At 60.1% G+C, this 15474-nt stretch carries 15 protein-coding genes and 1 tRNA gene; 5 read left to right on the top strand and 11 right to left on the bottom strand.

Annotated elements, in window-relative coordinates:
- Positions 1-88: 88 nt before the first annotated feature.
- The 5 genes from tatC to ACR652_RS03395 all read right to left on the bottom strand — a co-directional run bounded on the left by tatC (position 89) and on the right by ACR652_RS03395 (position 3543).
- A complete protein-coding gene (gene tatC / locus ACR652_RS03415; protein ID WP_434505117.1) occupies positions 89-877 on the bottom strand; it encodes a twin-arginine translocase subunit TatC in 789 nt (262 codons plus the stop codon).
- Positions 878-1032: 155 nt separating this feature from the next.
- Positions 1033-1443 carry a preprotein translocase subunit TatA gene (locus ACR652_RS03410; protein WP_434505116.1) on the bottom strand — a complete coding sequence of 137 codons (411 nt, stop codon included), beginning with the start codon at positions 1441-1443 and terminating at the stop codon, positions 1033-1035.
- A 173-nt stretch (positions 1444-1616) separates the two neighbouring features.
- Positions 1617-1835 carry a twin-arginine translocase TatA/TatE family subunit gene (locus ACR652_RS03405; RefSeq protein ID WP_434505115.1) on the bottom strand — a complete coding sequence of 73 codons (219 nt, stop codon included), beginning with the start codon at positions 1833-1835 and terminating at the stop codon, positions 1617-1619.
- A gap of 122 nt (positions 1836-1957) precedes the next feature.
- The gene (gene scpB, locus ACR652_RS03400; protein ID WP_434505114.1) at positions 1958-2713 is read right to left on the bottom strand and encodes an SMC-Scp complex subunit ScpB; all 756 of its coding nucleotides are present in this window, start codon (positions 2711-2713) and stop codon (positions 1958-1960) included.
- 17 nt (positions 2714-2730) lie between these two features.
- On the bottom strand, positions 2731-3543 hold the full coding sequence (locus tag ACR652_RS03395) for a segregation and condensation protein A (protein ID WP_434505113.1): 813 nt from the start codon (positions 3541-3543) through the stop codon (positions 2731-2733).
- Positions 3544-3819: 276 nt separating this feature from the next.
- Here ACR652_RS03395 and ACR652_RS03390 point away from each other — a divergent pair.
- From ACR652_RS03390 to ACR652_RS03370, 5 genes are all read left to right on the top strand, one after another.
- A tRNA-Ser gene (locus tag ACR652_RS03390) sits at positions 3820-3909 on the top strand.
- Between the two features lie 756 nt (positions 3910-4665).
- On the top strand, positions 4666-5277 hold the full coding sequence (locus ACR652_RS03385; protein ID WP_434505112.1) for a recombinase family protein: 612 nt from the start codon (positions 4666-4668) through the stop codon (positions 5275-5277).
- A 50-nt stretch (positions 5278-5327) separates the two neighbouring features.
- Complete coding sequence (locus ACR652_RS03380) at positions 5328-6710, top strand: AAA family ATPase (protein ID WP_434505111.1); 1383 nt, start codon at positions 5328-5330, stop codon at positions 6708-6710.
- Complete coding sequence (locus ACR652_RS03375; RefSeq protein ID WP_434505110.1) at positions 6707-7267, top strand: hypothetical protein; 561 nt, start codon at positions 6707-6709, stop codon at positions 7265-7267. Before ACR652_RS03380 ends, ACR652_RS03375 begins: the two co-directional genes overlap by 4 nt.
- Positions 7268-7541: 274 nt before the next feature.
- The gene (locus ACR652_RS03370) at positions 7542-9230 is read left to right on the top strand and encodes a GmrSD restriction endonuclease domain-containing protein (RefSeq protein ID WP_434505109.1); all 1689 of its coding nucleotides are present in this window, start codon (positions 7542-7544) and stop codon (positions 9228-9230) included.
- A gap of 9 nt (positions 9231-9239) precedes the next feature.
- On the opposite strand, the gene ACR652_RS03365 is transcribed toward ACR652_RS03370, so the two are convergent.
- The 6 genes from ACR652_RS03365 to ACR652_RS03340 form a co-directional block, all read right to left on the bottom strand.
- On the bottom strand, positions 9240-10856 hold the full coding sequence (locus ACR652_RS03365; protein ID WP_434505108.1) for a terminase large subunit: 1617 nt from the start codon (positions 10854-10856) through the stop codon (positions 9240-9242).
- On the bottom strand, positions 10828-11163 hold the full coding sequence (locus tag ACR652_RS03360; RefSeq protein ID WP_434505107.1) for a P27 family phage terminase small subunit: 336 nt from the start codon (positions 11161-11163) through the stop codon (positions 10828-10830). The genes ACR652_RS03365 and ACR652_RS03360 overlap by 29 nt, the downstream gene beginning before the upstream one ends.
- 165 nt (positions 11164-11328) lie before the next feature.
- Positions 11329-11691, bottom strand: coding sequence for an HNH endonuclease (locus ACR652_RS03355; protein WP_434505106.1), 363 nt, complete (start codon positions 11689-11691; stop codon positions 11329-11331).
- Positions 11692-11910: 219 nt separating this feature from the next.
- Positions 11911-12351, bottom strand: a complete 441-nt coding sequence (locus ACR652_RS03350) for a hypothetical protein (protein ID WP_434505105.1) — start codon at positions 12349-12351, stop codon at positions 11911-11913.
- Between the two features lie 61 nt (positions 12352-12412).
- Positions 12413-14026: a phage major capsid protein gene (locus ACR652_RS03345; protein WP_434505104.1), complete on the bottom strand. Its 1614-nt coding sequence runs from the start codon at positions 14024-14026 to the stop codon at positions 12413-12415.
- A complete protein-coding gene (locus ACR652_RS03340) occupies positions 14023-15264 on the bottom strand; it encodes a phage portal protein (protein ID WP_434505103.1) in 1242 nt (413 codons plus the stop codon). Before ACR652_RS03340 ends, ACR652_RS03345 begins: the two co-directional genes overlap by 4 nt.
- Between the last annotated feature and the right edge of the window lie 210 nt (positions 15265-15474).

Genomic DNA, 15474 nt, shown 5'->3' with positions numbered 1-15474 from the left:
CTGCGCCCCGCTTGCGCCGAAGGCGGCGGGCGGTTCGGCGTCTTTGTCTCGCAGGCGCGAAAAGGGGTCAAGCCGGCGCCTTGTCGCTTTACTCCTGCCCCGCTGCTTCGGCGGCCGCGCGCTTTTTCTCGACCAGGCGCACCGAATAGATCGACGCCTCGTAGAGCAGCATGCCCGGCAGGGCCAGCGCAAGCTGGGAAAAGACGTCCGGCGGCGTCAGAATGGCGGCGACAATGAAGACGATGACGATGGCGTAGCGGCGCTTCTCGGCGAGGAACTGGGAAGAGACAATGCCGACCTGTCCGAGCAAAGTGAGAACCACCGGCATCTGGAACACGACGCCGAAGGCGAGCACCAGCGTCATGATCAGCGACAGATATTCCGAGACTCGCGGGAGAAGTTCGATCTGCGCCTTGCCCGGCTCATTGGCCTGCTGCATCCCGATGAAGAAGCGCAGCAGATTGGGCATGACCAGGAAATAGACGACCAACGCGCCGAGCGCGAAGAAGACGGGGGTCGCGAACAGATAGGGCCGGAAGGCCGCGCGCTCGTGGCGATAGAGGCCGGGCGCGACGAAGGCGTAGACCTGCGAGAACACCACGGGGCAGGACAGAAACGCCGCCGCGAACAGCGCTACCTTGATCTGCGTGAAGAAATATTCCTGCGGCGCCGTGTAGATCAGCTTCGCCTCGGGTCCCGCCGCATGCGTATAGGGGATCACGAGGATGTTGTAGATGTCCTTGGCGAAGAAGAAGGAGAGGACGAACATCGCAAGGAAGGCGAGCAACGCCTTGATCAGGCGCTCGCGCAGCTCCATCAGATGTTCGATCAGCGGCGCCTTGCTGGCTTCGATGTCCGCTTCGTCAGCCTCGGTCATGCCTCTTCCGATTTGTTCACAATTGCCGCTTGCCCCTCACCTGGCCTCTCCCCGCAAGCGGGGAGCAGAGCAGACTGCGGCCAAGGGTCGCGACCCTGCCCCCTCCCCCGTGCGCGGGGAGAGGGCTAGGGTGAGGGGCAAGCCGCGTCAGCCTGCTAAATCCTGTCCCGCGCGCCCTCTTCTTTCGGGGCGGGAGCGGGCGGCTCCTCATCCTGCGGCGCGTTGCTTTCCATCTCTTCATGCGGCGCGAGCGGGTTCGATGGAATGTCGCCCTCGATCGCCTGCGTCATCTGCTTGCGCGCCTCGCCGAGCGGATCGAACGCCCCCTCAAGCTTGACGCTGTCCATGATCTTCCGGTTCGTCTCGTCGAACTCTTTCTTGAGATCGGCGACCTCCGCCTCGCGCAGGGCCTCCATGAGCTGGCCCTGGAAATCGGCGGCCATGCGGCGCATGCGGCCGGTCATCTGCCCGACGGTGCGCAACACGCGCGGAAGGTCCTTCGACGGGATCGCGACCAGCGCGACAATGCCGATGACGATGAGCTTGCCGGCGTCGAGATCGAACATGGGTGGGTCCGAGGAAAGATAACGAGGGGTTTTGTGGCTGGAAGGCCCCCTCCCTGTCCCTCCCCCGCTCCGCGGGAGAGGGGAGGCTCATGATCGGCAATGTGGATGAAGGCCGCGCTCTGCCCCCTCTCCCGTGAAGCGTGAGAGGGTTTGGGGGCGATCCCCTCGCCTGCTCAAACCTGCTTGCGATCCGCCTTGTCCGCCTCGAGGGCGCGCGGCGGAACGGCGTCGTCCACCTTCGCGGCGTCGTCATCCTCGGCCATGCCCTTCTTGAAGGCCTTGATGCCCTTGGCGACGTCGCCCATCACATCGGAGATCTTGAACTTGCCGCCGAACAGGACGAACACCACGCCGCCGACGATGATCCAGTGCCAGATCGACAGACCGCCCATGGCGGAAACCTCCGGTTGAGTAACGGGCCGGGCGCCACGCCCGAACTGTCGGGAACCTATGCGGCCCGCGCCACAAAAACAAGGCGACTGGCCAGCGAATTGGCAGGTTCTGGCGGTTGGCCTCAGCCCTCGTCGCCGTCGATCGCCTCCGGCGGCTCGGCCTGCTCCGGCTCCTCGGGAAAATCCATCTCCAGCAACTGCGGCGCATCCTCCTCCAGCGGCTCCTCGTCCTCGCGCAGCGCATGGTCGTCGGACGGCTGCGGCACCCCGAAGCCCTTGGGCAGCCGGCCGTCGAACAGGCCCGCCCCCTTCAATTCGTCGAGACCCGGCAAGTCGCTGATCTGCTCCAGCCCGAAATGCATCAGAAAGGCGTCGGTCGTGCCATAGGTGATCGGCCGGCCCGGCGCCTTGCGGCGGCCGCGCAGGCGAATCCAGCCCGTCTCCAGCAGCGTGTCCAGCGTGCCCTTGGAAATGGCGACGCCGCGAATTTCCTCGATCTCCGCGCGCGTCGCAGGCTGGTGATAGGCGATGATCGCCAGCGTCTCCAGTGCGGCGCGGGAGAGCTTCTTCTCCTCCACCTGCTCGCGCGCGAGAATCCAGTTCAGATCCGCCGCCGTGCGGAAGAACCATTTCTTGCCGACGCGGGTGAGGTTGACGCCGCGATTCGCGTAATGGGCGCGCAGGCGCTCGAGCACGTGGTCGAGCGACACGGCCTCGTCGATCCGCCGGGTCATGTCCGTTTCGTCGAGCGGCTCGGACGCGGCGAAGAGCATCGCCTCGACTATCCGCTCTGCCTCACGCAGCGCAACCTCGTGACGGGCCAGCGCCTCGTCGCTGTTGACGTCAAAAAGTTCTACTTTTTCAGCGGGCTGCGCCAATGCGCGTCCTCCAGTGATCAAAACGGGCCTTCCAGCGGGAGCTGGCCGGACGGAGCCGACCGGCGGCGCAGCCACAGCGGCGCGAAGGGCCGGTCCTGCCGAATGTCGAGGCGCCCCTCCCGGACCATTTCCAGCGAGGCCGAGAAGGACGAGGCGCGCACGGTGCGCGCGGTTTGCAGATCAACGCAATATTGCAGCAGAAAATCGTCCAGCACGGTCCATTCGCCGGCGACCCCGGCAAGGCGCTCCAACGCCTCGCGCGCCTCCGCCAGAGACCAGACGGCGCGCTGCTTGAGCACGACGCGCGCCACCGCCGTCCTGGCGCGCTGGCGCGCATAGGCCGAGAGGAGATCGAACAGGCTCGCCTGCCAGTTCGCCTGAGAGATGGTCTCCAGCCCCTCTCCGCCGCCGCGCAGGAACATGTCGCGGCCGAGCTGGGCGCGCTGGGTGAGCCGGTCCGCGGCCAGACGGATCAGCTCAAGGCGGCGCAGGCGCTCGGCCAGCGCGGCGGCGAGGTCCGCCGCCGAGGGCTCGTCGCTGTTCCTGGGCTGCTCGGGCAGCAGAAGGCGCGATTTCAGAAAGGCAAGCCAGGCGGCCATGACCAGATAGTCGGCGGCAAGCTCCAGCCGAACCCTGCGCGCCTCCTCGATGAAAGCGAGATATTGCTCGGCGAGCGCCAGAATCGAGATTCGCGCGAGGTCGACCTTCTGGCGGCGGGCAAGCTCCAGCAGCAGGTCGAGCGGACCCTCGAATCCGTCGACGTCGACGAGGAAGGCTTCGCCCTCCGCGCGCTCTTCGCCGTCCAGATCGAAAGCAAGTTCCTGCGCCAACTGATTCTCCGTCCACCTGCGCGCGGCGATCCCGTTGGCGGGGAGATTGGTCGCTTTGCCGGCCCCCCGCAAGAGCGACGGCGCATTTGAGCGGCCCATCCACAAGATAGAGTAGCCGCCCCCCGCCAAGCCCACACATTCTGGGCAGGGCGAATGGCTGCAAGACCCCCTGGCCGAGGTGTGTGGGCGGGGCAATATTTTCCGCCCCCCGCCGCCGCCGGCTTGCCAAGACAGGGGCGCTTTGGCATATGTCGCGGACCGCGCCAGGCGCGGCGTGGAGACGTGGCCGAGAGGCTGAAGGCGACGGTTTGCTAAATCGTTATAGGGGAAACCCTATCGTGGGTTCGAATCCCACCGTCTCCGCCATACCTATAATAAAATCAAATACTTGTGTCGGATTTTCCATCGAGACATAGCGCCTGCCATAACGGAAAGTCGCCATGACGCGCTTTGATGGCTCCCTTCAGAGAGGCACTCATGACGAATAAAGCTGAATGCGAATCAGCTATCCGCCAGCTAAGCCACACATGGGCAACCGAAACTGGCGTGAATGTCGGGGTCGACCACGCGAGCTTTTCGGCATTTGAGACTTGGCTGGGCGCGAGAGGATATTCACGATACCTGAGCTTTCGATCCGTGAGAGGTTCCCGAGAAGACGCCGAGGATTGGTTTGACGAGGAAATGAAGCAGACTTGGCGCCGGTAGACGGAGCTAGGCCAACCGGCCTACCGATTCGGTCCCCGCTCACGTACGGAACGCCCCGCCGCTTGCGCGGCGAGGCGCCGGGGGTATCTTAGCGCTGATAAACCGGCCGGCGCTCTGCTTCCTTATCGGCGAAGTGCTTGCGCTCACTTTCTTTCGTTTCGTCGCTTCGGTCGCTTAGCCAGAAGATTTGCACATCAAGGCCTGGCTTTGGTACCCCAGTGTTCCCGGGCTTCGGACGTTTTTTCCGGGCAGCCCTTTGATGCAAGTTCTCCGGCGTCATCCTGAGAGACTGCCAAATTCGCGCAGAATTGGGATCCGCTGCTCAAGCGCCGCATTCTGGCGCTTGCTCGAACAGTCTTCCTCCGTGCTCGGCTATCTCGCCGGCGTTGATGGTCAGCGCCTTGGCATGGCCTACGAGTGAAACCGCACTGGTACCCGAGTTTAATCCTGATTAAAACAAACGACATTGCGCAGCGCGCGGCCCGCCATCCAACCTACGGCAATGGCAGCGATGCGCTAGAGCGGCGCCCTCAGCTCGCCGCAGCGCTAACTGATGCGCGCCGTCGCCGCCGCTCCCTCGTCGTCGCGAAAATAGACAGGCTCAGCCGCGACGTCGCCTTCATCGCCGGCCTGATGGCGCAGCGGGTGCCGTTCATCGTCGCCGAGCTCGGCGTTGATGCGGACCCCTTTATGCTGCATCTGTTCGCAGCCGTCGCCGAGAAAGAGCGTCGCATGATTTCTGAGAGGACCAAAGCCGCTCTCGCCGCGGCGAAGCGGCGCGGCGTTGAGCTGGGCAATCCGGTGCTAAAGGAGATTGTCGCGCCGATTAACGCGCGCCGCCAGCGGGAGGCCGACGCCTTCGCGAAGCAGATCAAGCCGGTGATCGGCGAGATCCAGGCCAGCGGCGTTAAGACAGTGCGCGCCATCGCCGCCGCTCTAAATCAGCGTGGCATTCCGACCGTCACTGGGCGTGAGTGGAAAGCGCAGAGTGTGGCGAACATCGTCCGCCGTATATACGACGAGCGTTAAGTAGGCGCTCTTGAATCGTCTCTAGACGTTGGTGCCTGGGGCCGCCCAGATTGAAAATCGAGCCGCTCCGAAATATCCTAGATCGATTAAGGGAGGTCAAATTGTTAAGAGAGCTTAGGGTGCGGGGATTTAAGTCACTCGCTGATTTCCATTTGGAAATTAATCCAGGATTGAACGTATTAGTCGGGCCCAACGGGGCTGGAAAAACCAATGTGCTGAAATTCCTCGAGTTCTTGTCCGACCTTTCCACTTTTAGTGTCTCGGAAGCTGTGGGCCGCGCAGGAGGTGCGGGCGAGATCTTTAGGCGCGGATGCGCTTCTTCGTATTCCAACCGAATCTGGTTCGAGGTCAAGGGAGAAGGAAGATTAATAGCGCCCCGCTTGCGAAAAGGTGGGGTTGATATTGGAACAGTAAAATATAGGCTGGAAGCAGAGATCATTTTAACTGAAAATAGCGTTTTCTTTTTATCCCAAACGATAGATGCCTGGACAAAAGAAAAAGCATCAAAGCTTCCTGATCTTTCTATTTCAATATCTTTTGACCTTGAGACGAACTCTCAGCGCGCTAAAATCCGATTGACAAATGACGCCGCAGAGAAGTCCTATATGCCAGATGAAACTCGCTCTTATATCAAGAATATTGTCGAGAATGACCCATTAGTTATTGAACACTTGGTTTTATCTTTTTTCTACGGACCCATTCCTATATTCCGAACACCATTAGCCGACCTTCGGTCGGGCAAAGCCTATAATATCAATCCTACGAAAGTAAGGGCGCCCGAAGATATAGCCCGAAAACCGGGCATAGAGTTCGACGGCGGTGGTCTCGCGTCAACGCTTCTCTACCTCAAAAAGCTATCGAGGAAGAAACTGCGAGACGCCTCCCCTAACATCTTCTTGTTGGAAGATGTGGTCAGTTTTGATCAAAACTCGCTCGAGCAGATCGAAGCATTTTGCAAGCTAGTCAACGACAATATTGTCGAATTGGACGCAACATCAGACTTTATCGAAAATAAGAACCGAGTAACGGTGAAATTTCAGTTAAACGGAGACGAGGTAGACTTCCCCATCTCCCTCATTTCAGACGGTACCGCGAAATGGTTTTCCTTAATGGCGGCTATCGTGACGAGCAAATCGGCCTTTTGCATTGAAGAGCCCGAGAACTTCATCCATCCCAGACTGCAGGAAGAGGTTGTTAGAATTGCGCGCGCCATAACTGAAGAAGATCCTAACGGTGAAAGGTTCGTCTTAATGACGACACATAGCCAGACACTGTTAAATGTTCTTAATCCAAAGGAAGTAATTGTCACAAATATGACCACGGAAGGAACCAAGTGTTCAAGACCATCTAATGCGGAGAAGCTCGAAGAGATGATAAATAAGACTGGATTTGGGCTCGGCTATTTTTATCTGACGGATGCGGTTGAGTCATGACGACAGCGTTCATCGTTGAAGGCCACATGGAGCAAAAGATTATCCAGCGCCTGTGCCCTGGCGTTACTGTCCGCCGCATAGGTGTAAATGGCGATCACGTTGAGTTAAGCACGATGGCAAAGCATATAGCTGCTCAAATAGAATTGTTGAATAACCGCCACTATCCAATCAATATAATTTTCGATCGAGAGAAAAGATCACATGATTCTTCATCAATCATAGAACTTACCACTGAGTTGATTGAGAAGCATGAGATAGCTCGCGAGCAATTCAACCTGTTTGTGCCAGACCGGACAATCGAAAACTGGATTCTACCGTTTCTAAATCCAGACTGCTCGATAAACACCTCGATGATTGTAAAGGATGGCTGCGAGGGTTGTGATGGAAAATCAGAAGTAAAGGCCGTTTTTAGACAAAATAAGCTCCGCTACGTAGAGACAGTTCAAGGTGTCGATTTGTTTTGCGCGCTGAATCCTAGCTTGCTGGCCGAAACCAGTCCGACTTTTCGTCCTCTTAAGGACAAGCTAGACTCGAATTGCCGCTGGCTTGTTAGGTAGAGTCTATGACGAAGCCTGCAACCCATTTGCTAGCACGGAGCGCGTCCCGCTCCAATGCTACAATTCGCGCCATTTTGGCAGTCTATCTTACTTTTTTTAAGAGGTTTATTAAGAGCCCGGCAGAGTTCAATCCTCTTTTCAGACACTTGCGGCATGCGCTAGACTGCCGCGTTGGCATTTACTCACCATATATCCCCCGAAATGTCCCGACTGGGGCAGTTGGTACACGGACGACTTCAGCTAAAACTCTCCGCGTCGTTGAGAGAGGGAAACAATGAGCGATCTGAGCATACGAGAGATCCTCGAACAGGTATCCCGCGGCCAAATTCGTATTCCCGCCTTCCAGCGTGGCTTCGTCTGGGAACCAGATCGAGTCGCTTATCTGATGGACAGTATCCATAAGAAATATCCATTTGGTTCTCTCCTGTTTTGGCGGACCAGGGAGGTTTTGAAATTCGATCGTAAGCTCGGGCCCTTTGAACTTCCCTCGCCGGTCGTCGATTATCCTGTCGACTACGTGCTCGACGGACAGCAACGCTTGACCTCGATTTTCTGCGTGTTTCAGAGCGGAATGGAAATTCCGAAGGACACGCCTTGGCTACCCATTTTTTTCGATATGGAAGCTGAGCCTACAGCGCAAGACAGTCAATTTGTCGCGCTTGCTCCCGAAAACGCAGATCAGCAGCGATATTTTCCTTTATCCGTGCTTTTCGAAACAGTTGCCTATCGCAAGGCGACGGAGGCACTTGACGTCGGTAAGATCGAGAAAATTGACAAAATGCAGGAAATCTTCAAAGAGGCGAAGATTCCAGTTCAGACTTCAAACACCGAGGATAAAGCAACGGTTGCAATTATATTTGAGCGGGTCAACCGCCAGGGCGTTGAGCTTGACACCCTGCAACTCCTTTCAGCATGGACTTGGAGTGAAGAATTTCAGCTACAAGATCAGTTTCTCGAGCTCTCCGATGATCTCGGACCGTTTGGTTTTGAAGAGGTCGGCGCAGACAGCAACTTGCTACTGCGGTGTTGCTCTGCGATCCTTAAACAGGATGCTTCGCCTCAAGCTTTGATGTCCATGAATGGAGCGGATGTCCGCAGCTCCTTTGAAGAGGTGGTCAACGGTGTAAAATATTCCGTCGACTACTTGAGGTCTAATTTCTGCGTCGAAACACTCAACAATCTGCCCTTCCCTACTCTGCTGGTCCCGCTGTCTGTGTTTTTTGCTGTCCCAGGCAACAAAGAAGCGCCTATCACTGATGCACAACGCTCCAAGATTAACCGCTGGTTTTGGAGGGCATGTTTTTCGAGGCGCTATAGTTCTGCCGTGCTTCGCAATCTAAATGCCGACATCGAACAGATGATGGCGCTTAGACGCGACAGAGATAGCACCCTCGGCGAATTCCAAGTGACAATTTCTCCCGATTTCTTCGTGGAGAACGCGTTTGGGCTTAATAACGTAAATACAAAGACGTTTATATTGATGTTGGCTGGTTGCAGCCCGCGCTCCTTCATTTCGGGTGCTGCCGTCAACCTCGCAGAGACTCTCAAGGCGGCTAATCGGACTGAGTATCATCACATGATGCCGAGAGCCTTTCTGAAAGAGAGCAAACAAAATAGATGGAATGATAGCGTTCTTGCCAACATGTGTTTCCTTTCGCGGGCCGATAATCGTGAGTTAGGTGGCACGGCTCCTTCAGCTTATCGAACAAAAATGCCCGGGGATGTAACGGCAATTCTCGAGTCCTCTGTAAGTTCGGAAGTTCTCTTCACTGATCGTTTCGAGGACTTCATTAAAGATCGCGCGATCCGGCTGACCAAAGTCGCTGCATCATTGTGCGAGATCGAGCGGTCCAGAGCTAGTTGGGAATCGATCATTAACCAAGTATTGGATATCGGTGTGGTGAGCAGGATTCATGAGATATCGAGACTAGCCCAGTTTTTGTCAGATTCCGAAGAACAATAAGAGAGCTACTCAAATCCACAGGAAACCCTCGGGCCGCTCGTCTGTCTCATAGACGCTCGGGCCCGCGTCCATCGCAAGGATGCGGCCGACCGCCATTGCGGCCGCAACCGCGCCGTCTATGCGGCCTCTGGCGCGTTCCTTCGTAAACTTCTCGTTCTCGGCGGCGTCGCGCTCCGCGACCACGTTCGCGAAGCAGCTCCGCATGATCGGATTGCCGCCATGTCGGAAGCTGCCGCAGAGGATGGCCCGCTTCAGTTCCTTCACCGGCGCCGCCATGCTGGCGAAGCCCTGCCCGAACTGCGAGACGGTAAAGCCGTCTTCGCCCAGCCGGACGCTTACAGCGGTCGAATTCCAGCGATCGATGGCGACTTCCTGGACAGAATGGCTGATGGCGAAGTCGACGATCCATTCGACGATGGCGGAATGGTCGACCACGTTCCCGGGCGTGAGCCGCAGGAAGCCCGCCTTCGCCCACTTCAAATAATCGGCCCGGTCTCGCTCCGCCTTGCGGGCGAGTCCGGCCTCGGGCAGGAAAAACATCGGCGCCACGTCATAGCCGCGCTCGCCGCCGTCATCAGTCGGGAAGACGGCGACAACCGCCGTCAAATCTTCGACGCTGGAAAGGTCGACCCCAATCCAGCACGGCTGCCCGATCAGGTCCTCATCGCTCGCGCGGTTCTCGGCCGTCTCATAAATCTCGAGGGCAATCCATGGCTGGGCCGCGCCTACCTGCCACTGGTTGAGGTGGAAGCGCCTGAAATCGGCAATCTCTGAAGGGAAGTGTTCGATCCGCCGCGCCTTGATCCTCAGTTCCTCGAGGCTGCAAAACCCGGCATCAATCGCCGGGTTTGCATCCATCCACGCCGCCTCGTCTCGCCAGTCCGCATTCTCCGGCGCGGCGAAGATGATCGGCGCAAATGACGGGTCGTCGACCTCTCCGCTGGCGACCTTGCGGCTGTATTCCCAGAGATCGAAGGCGAGACCACCGGTCCCCTCGCCGGCCGTCGAGATGATCACGGTCAGCGGATGCTCCCGCTTCACCATTGAGTCGGTAACGGTCTTAAACAGCTTCCGGGCCTCCGCCGGAGCCCAGGCATGCACCTCATCGGCGAGGAAGAACGAAACATTGAGGCCGTGCTTAGAATAGGCTTCCGATGAAATCGCCTTCAGGATGCTGGACGTCTTGGGGTGCCTCATTTCCTTGCGGCTCTCGAGGGGCGAGACGCGCGACAGGAGGGCCGGGTCCTGCTTCACCATTTCGAAGCAGTGCTTGAACGCAATGCCCGCGTTCTCCCGATCGGCCGCCGCCTGGATCACCTGGCCGCCGGCCTCGGCCTCGGGCCCCATGAAATGCGCCAGCGCCGTCGTACTGGCCAGCGTCGTTTTTGCGTTGCCGCGAGGCATCCATATTGCCGCCGTCCGGACCAGGCGCCCGCCATCAGGCGCGCTCGGCCCGTAGATGCGGCGGATGATCGCCTCCTGGAAGGGAGCCAGGCGAAACGGCTCGCCGGCGAAGCGACCTTCCCACAACTTCAGGCGGCGGACGAAGCGGCATATGCGCTCCGCCCGGCCCTCAGGGTCCGGATAGAGCGCCGGATCAGGCGAGAAGATCGTCGTCCCAGCCATCGGCCGCGCTCCCCTTGCTTCCCCCATCCGCGCCGGTCCGGCGATAGGGCGTGAGACCCAGCTCGCAGGCGAGGAGTCGCGCCTCGCGCAGCGACGCAACCTGCATCCGGAAGGCCGGGTGCGGCTTTGGGCCGGCAGGGGTGTTCACGATCCGCCCGTCTTTCTGCATGGTCTCCTCGAGGTCGCGGACCGCGCCCATCGCCGCGCAGTAGGACTCCAGCGTCCCGATCACGTCCGGATGCAGGAGCCCCCGGGAGTGGAGCTGGGGGGCCGCCCGCTTCCATTCGGCCTTCGCATTGTCCGACAACCACGAGGGCGCCGCCGGGCATTTTCCGCGGACCTTGCCTCCCTCAATCAGTTTCAGCGCCGGCTTTTTACCCCTCACTGGCTCGGTCCTTTTGCGAAATTTGAGGAAAATCGAATATGAGAAGATTGCGCGCGAGACCCCCCAACCGGTCACGCGCCCCCTGCCCTATGGATGACCCACCCCCCGGGGTCTGCGGCCGAAGGCGCCATCGTGCTTCGCCGTCTTGCGGTCATGGCAGGGCTTGCAGAGCGGCTGCCAGTTCGATCGCCTCCAGAACAGCTCCTGATTGCCCTTGTGGGCGATGTGGTGGTCGACCACGGTTGCTTGCGCGCCGCACTCAACGCAGATGGGATGATCGCGCAGGAACGCGGCGCGGGCGGCGCGCCACTTCGGGCCGTAGCCTCGAGCCGCTGCGTTGGGCCGGAGCGCATCCGCTTCAGCGCGCGTGCGACGCGCGCATTGCGGGCAGCGCGGGCCGGTGAAGGCGGGATGTCCATGCGGGCAATGGCGGGCTGGGGCATAGGGCATCACGACGCCTTTGAATGGGATGCGAGCCGAGAGCGGCATCTTGCTGCGTCTCGGCTCTACTGCGGCTCTACGTGATTGAACGGTTGCAAAGCTTCTGGCGCCCGCATCACGCTTGTCGTTATTCGGATAGCCGCTTCTCCGTCGCCTGTGCGCCAGCTAGGTGCGGCGCGCGCCGATCCATCCGCGGTCGCGCGCCGCTCGTCTCGCGACGAAACTTGACTAGGTAGGCGGATTGGCCGTGGGCTTGGAATGCGGATGGCCAAGCAGCCAAACGCCGGCAACGAACGCGTCACCCGCATTGTTGCCGCTCGGCGTGATCGTCACGCGGCAATAACGCTTTGGCCCGACGTAGCCGATCTTGCGGACCTTGTTGTCATCGTTCGCGGCGGTGAAACTCGCGATCGCTTCGGTCCCGAGGAGGAAGGCGTCGTCTACCGCAGCGTTATCAGACAAGTTCGCCGCGTCGCCATCTTCGAAGAGAACAGCAAACGTCGCGTCCGCGTCGGTGTTGTTTCCGATCAGGATAATGAATTCGCACGACTCAAAACCGGCCGTGTCGACGATCTGGGAAACGAAGGGCGTGTTGAGATTGGTGACGGCCGCGACGGGCGAGAGCCCGCGCTTGACGTCAATGCTGTTGTGGAGGTCGCGGCTTGCCATCGTGGCCAGTCCTTATCGCGAGAGAAAGGGGAGCGCCGGGCGCCTTGCCCGGCGCAATTGATTAGGCGCTGATCTTCAGCTTGCGGATGGCCTCGGCGCGCACCACGCCGCCGCCGACGCGACGGCGCGCGTGGAAGCGGGTGAGGCCGGACGTCGCGACGCTGTAGGGGTCACGCAACAGGCTGATGTTCACGCGGTCGTAAATGCGATAGGCGCTCGCGAAGTCGCCGAAGCAGACTGGATAGGTCCCGGCGCTGATGCTCGGCATGTCGACGGCTTCGATCAGGGGGCGGCCGAGGAACATGTCGGGCTGGCCGGCCTGAAGGCCCGGCTGCCAAAGATATTGCCCGTCGCCGTCCTTCAGCTTCCGCAGGGCTGCGAGAGTGGTTCCGTTGGCCATCCACACACCGCGCATCCGATAGGCCGGATTGAGCGCATAGAAGAGGTCGATCATGCCGTCTGCCGTGATCGAACTCGCAGCTCCAGAATTCGTCGAGAGCACGTTCGTGTCGGACATGAAGCCCAGCGGCTGCTTCACGCCCGTGCCGGAAACGAACGCGGCCCCCTCTGCACGGCCGAATTCCTCGGCGAGGTCGAAAGCCACCTCAGCCGCAATATTGACGGCCGCGTCTTCAAGCAGCCGGTTGCTGACGTCGACATAGCAGGCGAGCTCATCGATCGGGATTTCGACCTGGCCATAAGCCGACGCCGTTGCGCTGCGTGTGTCCGTCTCGCCAACCCACGAAGCCGTTGGGGCGCCGGTCCGCCGCGGGATGATGACCGAGCCGCTCGCCGTCGCGCCGACGCGGGCCGCAGCGCGAACGGGAGAGAACTGCACAAGGTTCTTGTCGACTTCCGCCGAGAAATCGGCGGGCGCGAGATAGCCGCCGAGCGTGTCATTCGCGACCTGGAGCGACTTCACTTCGTCGGCGCCGAGGGCTTCCCTGCCCTTGCGCAGGAACGCGGTGAATGCCTTCTTTTCCAGATCCTCACGCGTGTCCTTGACTTGCTGCGCGCCCGGGCGCTGCATTTTCAGTTCGAGGGCGTCGGCGCGCTTGTTCGCCGCCTTCAGCTCATTTTCGAGGTCATCGATTTTGGCCGTCTTGCTCTCCAGCTCGGCGAGCTTCTTTTCGATGTCCGCGTTGCCGGCCGCGGCGCCGTTGTTCTCGTCGTCCATTGTGTGCTCCTTCGCCGCGCCAGCGGCCTTTACATTCGTGATTTTCGCCCGTTCGTTCATGGGCACGGTCACGAAGCTGATTTCGCCGAGATACGCGGCTGTAATGGTGCGGACGCCTCGGGCGTCGCGTGTTGCCTTGATCGCGCGATAGCCGATTGAGAGGCCTTGCAATGCTCCCATCTGCGCAAGCGACCTGGCCTCGGCGCCTTTGATCGTGTCGAGCGCCAGGCGGCCTTTGATGCGGAGGCCCATGGGCGTCTCGGCGAGGGAGTCGACAACCCCGATCGGCTGGGTTGCATCGTGCTGCCAAAGGAGCGCCGGCATGGTGCCTGCCGCTTTATGCTGGGCCAGACTCTCGGCGAAGGCGCCCGGCGCGAGGATGTCGCCGCCGCGGTCGACGTTGCCGTATCCGGCGGCGAGCCCCTCGAAAGCGCCCGTCTCTTGACCTGTCGCAAATTTGAGCTCGAGGTCGAGGTCGAGATGTTTCGTCTCTGTCACGGGAGCGGTTCCTGCATCGGCGCGGGCGCCGGGGCCGCGCCGGTCGAGTTGAGCGGGGCGACCTGGACGCTGCGCATGGGCATGTCGCCGCCGTCGACGGGCGGCAGGCCCTCACGGTCGCGGGCTTCGTTGAGCGTCAGAACGCCGCATTCGATGCCGGTCTTCAGCGCGGCGAAGCGCTTTTCAATGTCGTTCCTGACGAAGTTCGAGGTGTCGAATTCGATGCAGTAGCCGCCCGCCCGGTCTTCCTCGCTCAGAAGCGCAAGTTCGAGCGCATCCTCGAACAGTTCGATGATCGGCAACAGCGTCATGTCCAGAAACTGCTGCCGTAGCTCGGCGGAATTGTTGAGCGTGGCGTTTTCGAGGTCGCCGAGCAATGTCGGGGCGATGTTCAGAAGGCGGGCGGCTTCCTGAATTTGAAACTTTCGCAGCTCGATAAACTGCGCGTCCACGCTGGAAAGCTGTTGCGCGACGAACTTGGCGCCTTGCTCCAAGATGATCGTGCGGCCGGCATTTTCGCTTCCGGCATACGACTGTGAAAAGCTTTTCCTCAGGCGAGCCAGCATCTCGGTGCCGATCTTGCCCGGCATTTCCAGGACTCCGCCGGGGCGCGCGCCGCGCGCGAAGAGGCCGGAGGCGTAGGCTTCAAGCAACAGTGAAAGGGCGACCGCCTCTTGGCCGAGGCTGACCAGGCCGAGGCCTCGGATTCCGTCAAGGGAGGTGTTGCGGAGGTGGATGACGTCGCGCCAGCCGTAATCCTGTGCACCGCCTTCCGTCATCGCGATGGAATAGGCGGGCTCGCCGGACGTCATGTCTTGGACGATGTTGGAGACGCGCGGGTCGGCGCGATAGAGCTCACGCGGCGCGCCGTTCACGCGCGCGACGATGCTCACGCCATTCCCCCAGATCAGATAGTCCGCGACGATCTGGCGCTTGAATTCCGTCTCGCCGGTCCAGCCGTTGGGCTGTTCGAGCAGCGCAGCGACGGGATGGTCTCCGGCCTTCACCATCTCGCGGCCGGCGGGCGCCTCGCGGTAGAGGCCCCAATCGAGGGAGCCGATGGCCTCACTGATCAGCCGAACGCCGGCATTGAAAGCCGGAACCTTCAGAACAGCCGTCGCGTCGATCGGGAGATTGCTGGAAGTCGCCGGCGCGCCGAAGATTTCGAGAGCCGCAGGGCTGGAAAGCGGCACATTGCCGAGCGCCTTACGCGCAAGATTAGCGAGTAGATGCAGCATGGATTTCCGTCGCGAATGACTGAAACGTGGCGACGGTTCTCAGTTTGGTCAAATGAATTGTGCCACGGATGGCAAGATCACATTGCTACGATTTACCAGACGTTTCTTGAGTTATCTTCACAGGACTGCATTCAATACATCAAATCAGAAACGCGCGGACTCGTCGAGCAGTTGCACAGCAATGAGGGAGTGGCGCATGTGCGCCACGCC

Source organism: Methylocystis sp. (assembly GCF_051061225.1).
In the GTDB taxonomy this organism is placed as follows: Bacteria; Pseudomonadota; Alphaproteobacteria; order Rhizobiales; family Beijerinckiaceae; genus Methylocystis.
Note: the sequence above shows the minus strand (reverse complement) of the source record. Positions and strands in the feature narration are given on the sequence as shown.

Coding starts and splice junctions, on each gene's coding strand:
- ACR652_RS03370 (WP_434505109.1), top strand. CDS start 7,542: ATGAGCGATCTGAGCATACGAGAGATCCTCGAACAGGTATCCCGCGGC.
- ACR652_RS03355 (WP_434505106.1), bottom strand. CDS start 11,691: ATGCCCTATGCCCCAGCCCGCCATTGCCCGCATGGACATCCCGCCTTC.
- ACR652_RS03340 (WP_434505103.1), bottom strand. CDS start 15,264: ATGCTGCATCTACTCGCTAATCTTGCGCGTAAGGCGCTCGGCAATGTG.
- ACR652_RS03405 (WP_434505115.1), bottom strand. CDS start 1,835: ATGGGCGGTCTGTCGATCTGGCACTGGATCATCGTCGGCGGCGTGGTG.
- ACR652_RS03350 (WP_434505105.1), bottom strand. CDS start 12,351: ATGGCAAGCCGCGACCTCCACAACAGCATTGACGTCAAGCGCGGGCTC.
- ACR652_RS03375 (WP_434505110.1), top strand. CDS start 6,707: ATGACGACAGCGTTCATCGTTGAAGGCCACATGGAGCAAAAGATTATC.
- ACR652_RS03410 (WP_434505116.1), bottom strand. CDS start 1,443: ATGTTCGATCTCGACGCCGGCAAGCTCATCGTCATCGGCATTGTCGCG.
- ACR652_RS03365 (WP_434505108.1), bottom strand. CDS start 10,856: ATGGCTGGGACGACGATCTTCTCGCCTGATCCGGCGCTCTATCCGGAC.
- tatC (WP_434505117.1), bottom strand. CDS start 877: ATGACCGAGGCTGACGAAGCGGACATCGAAGCCAGCAAGGCGCCGCTG.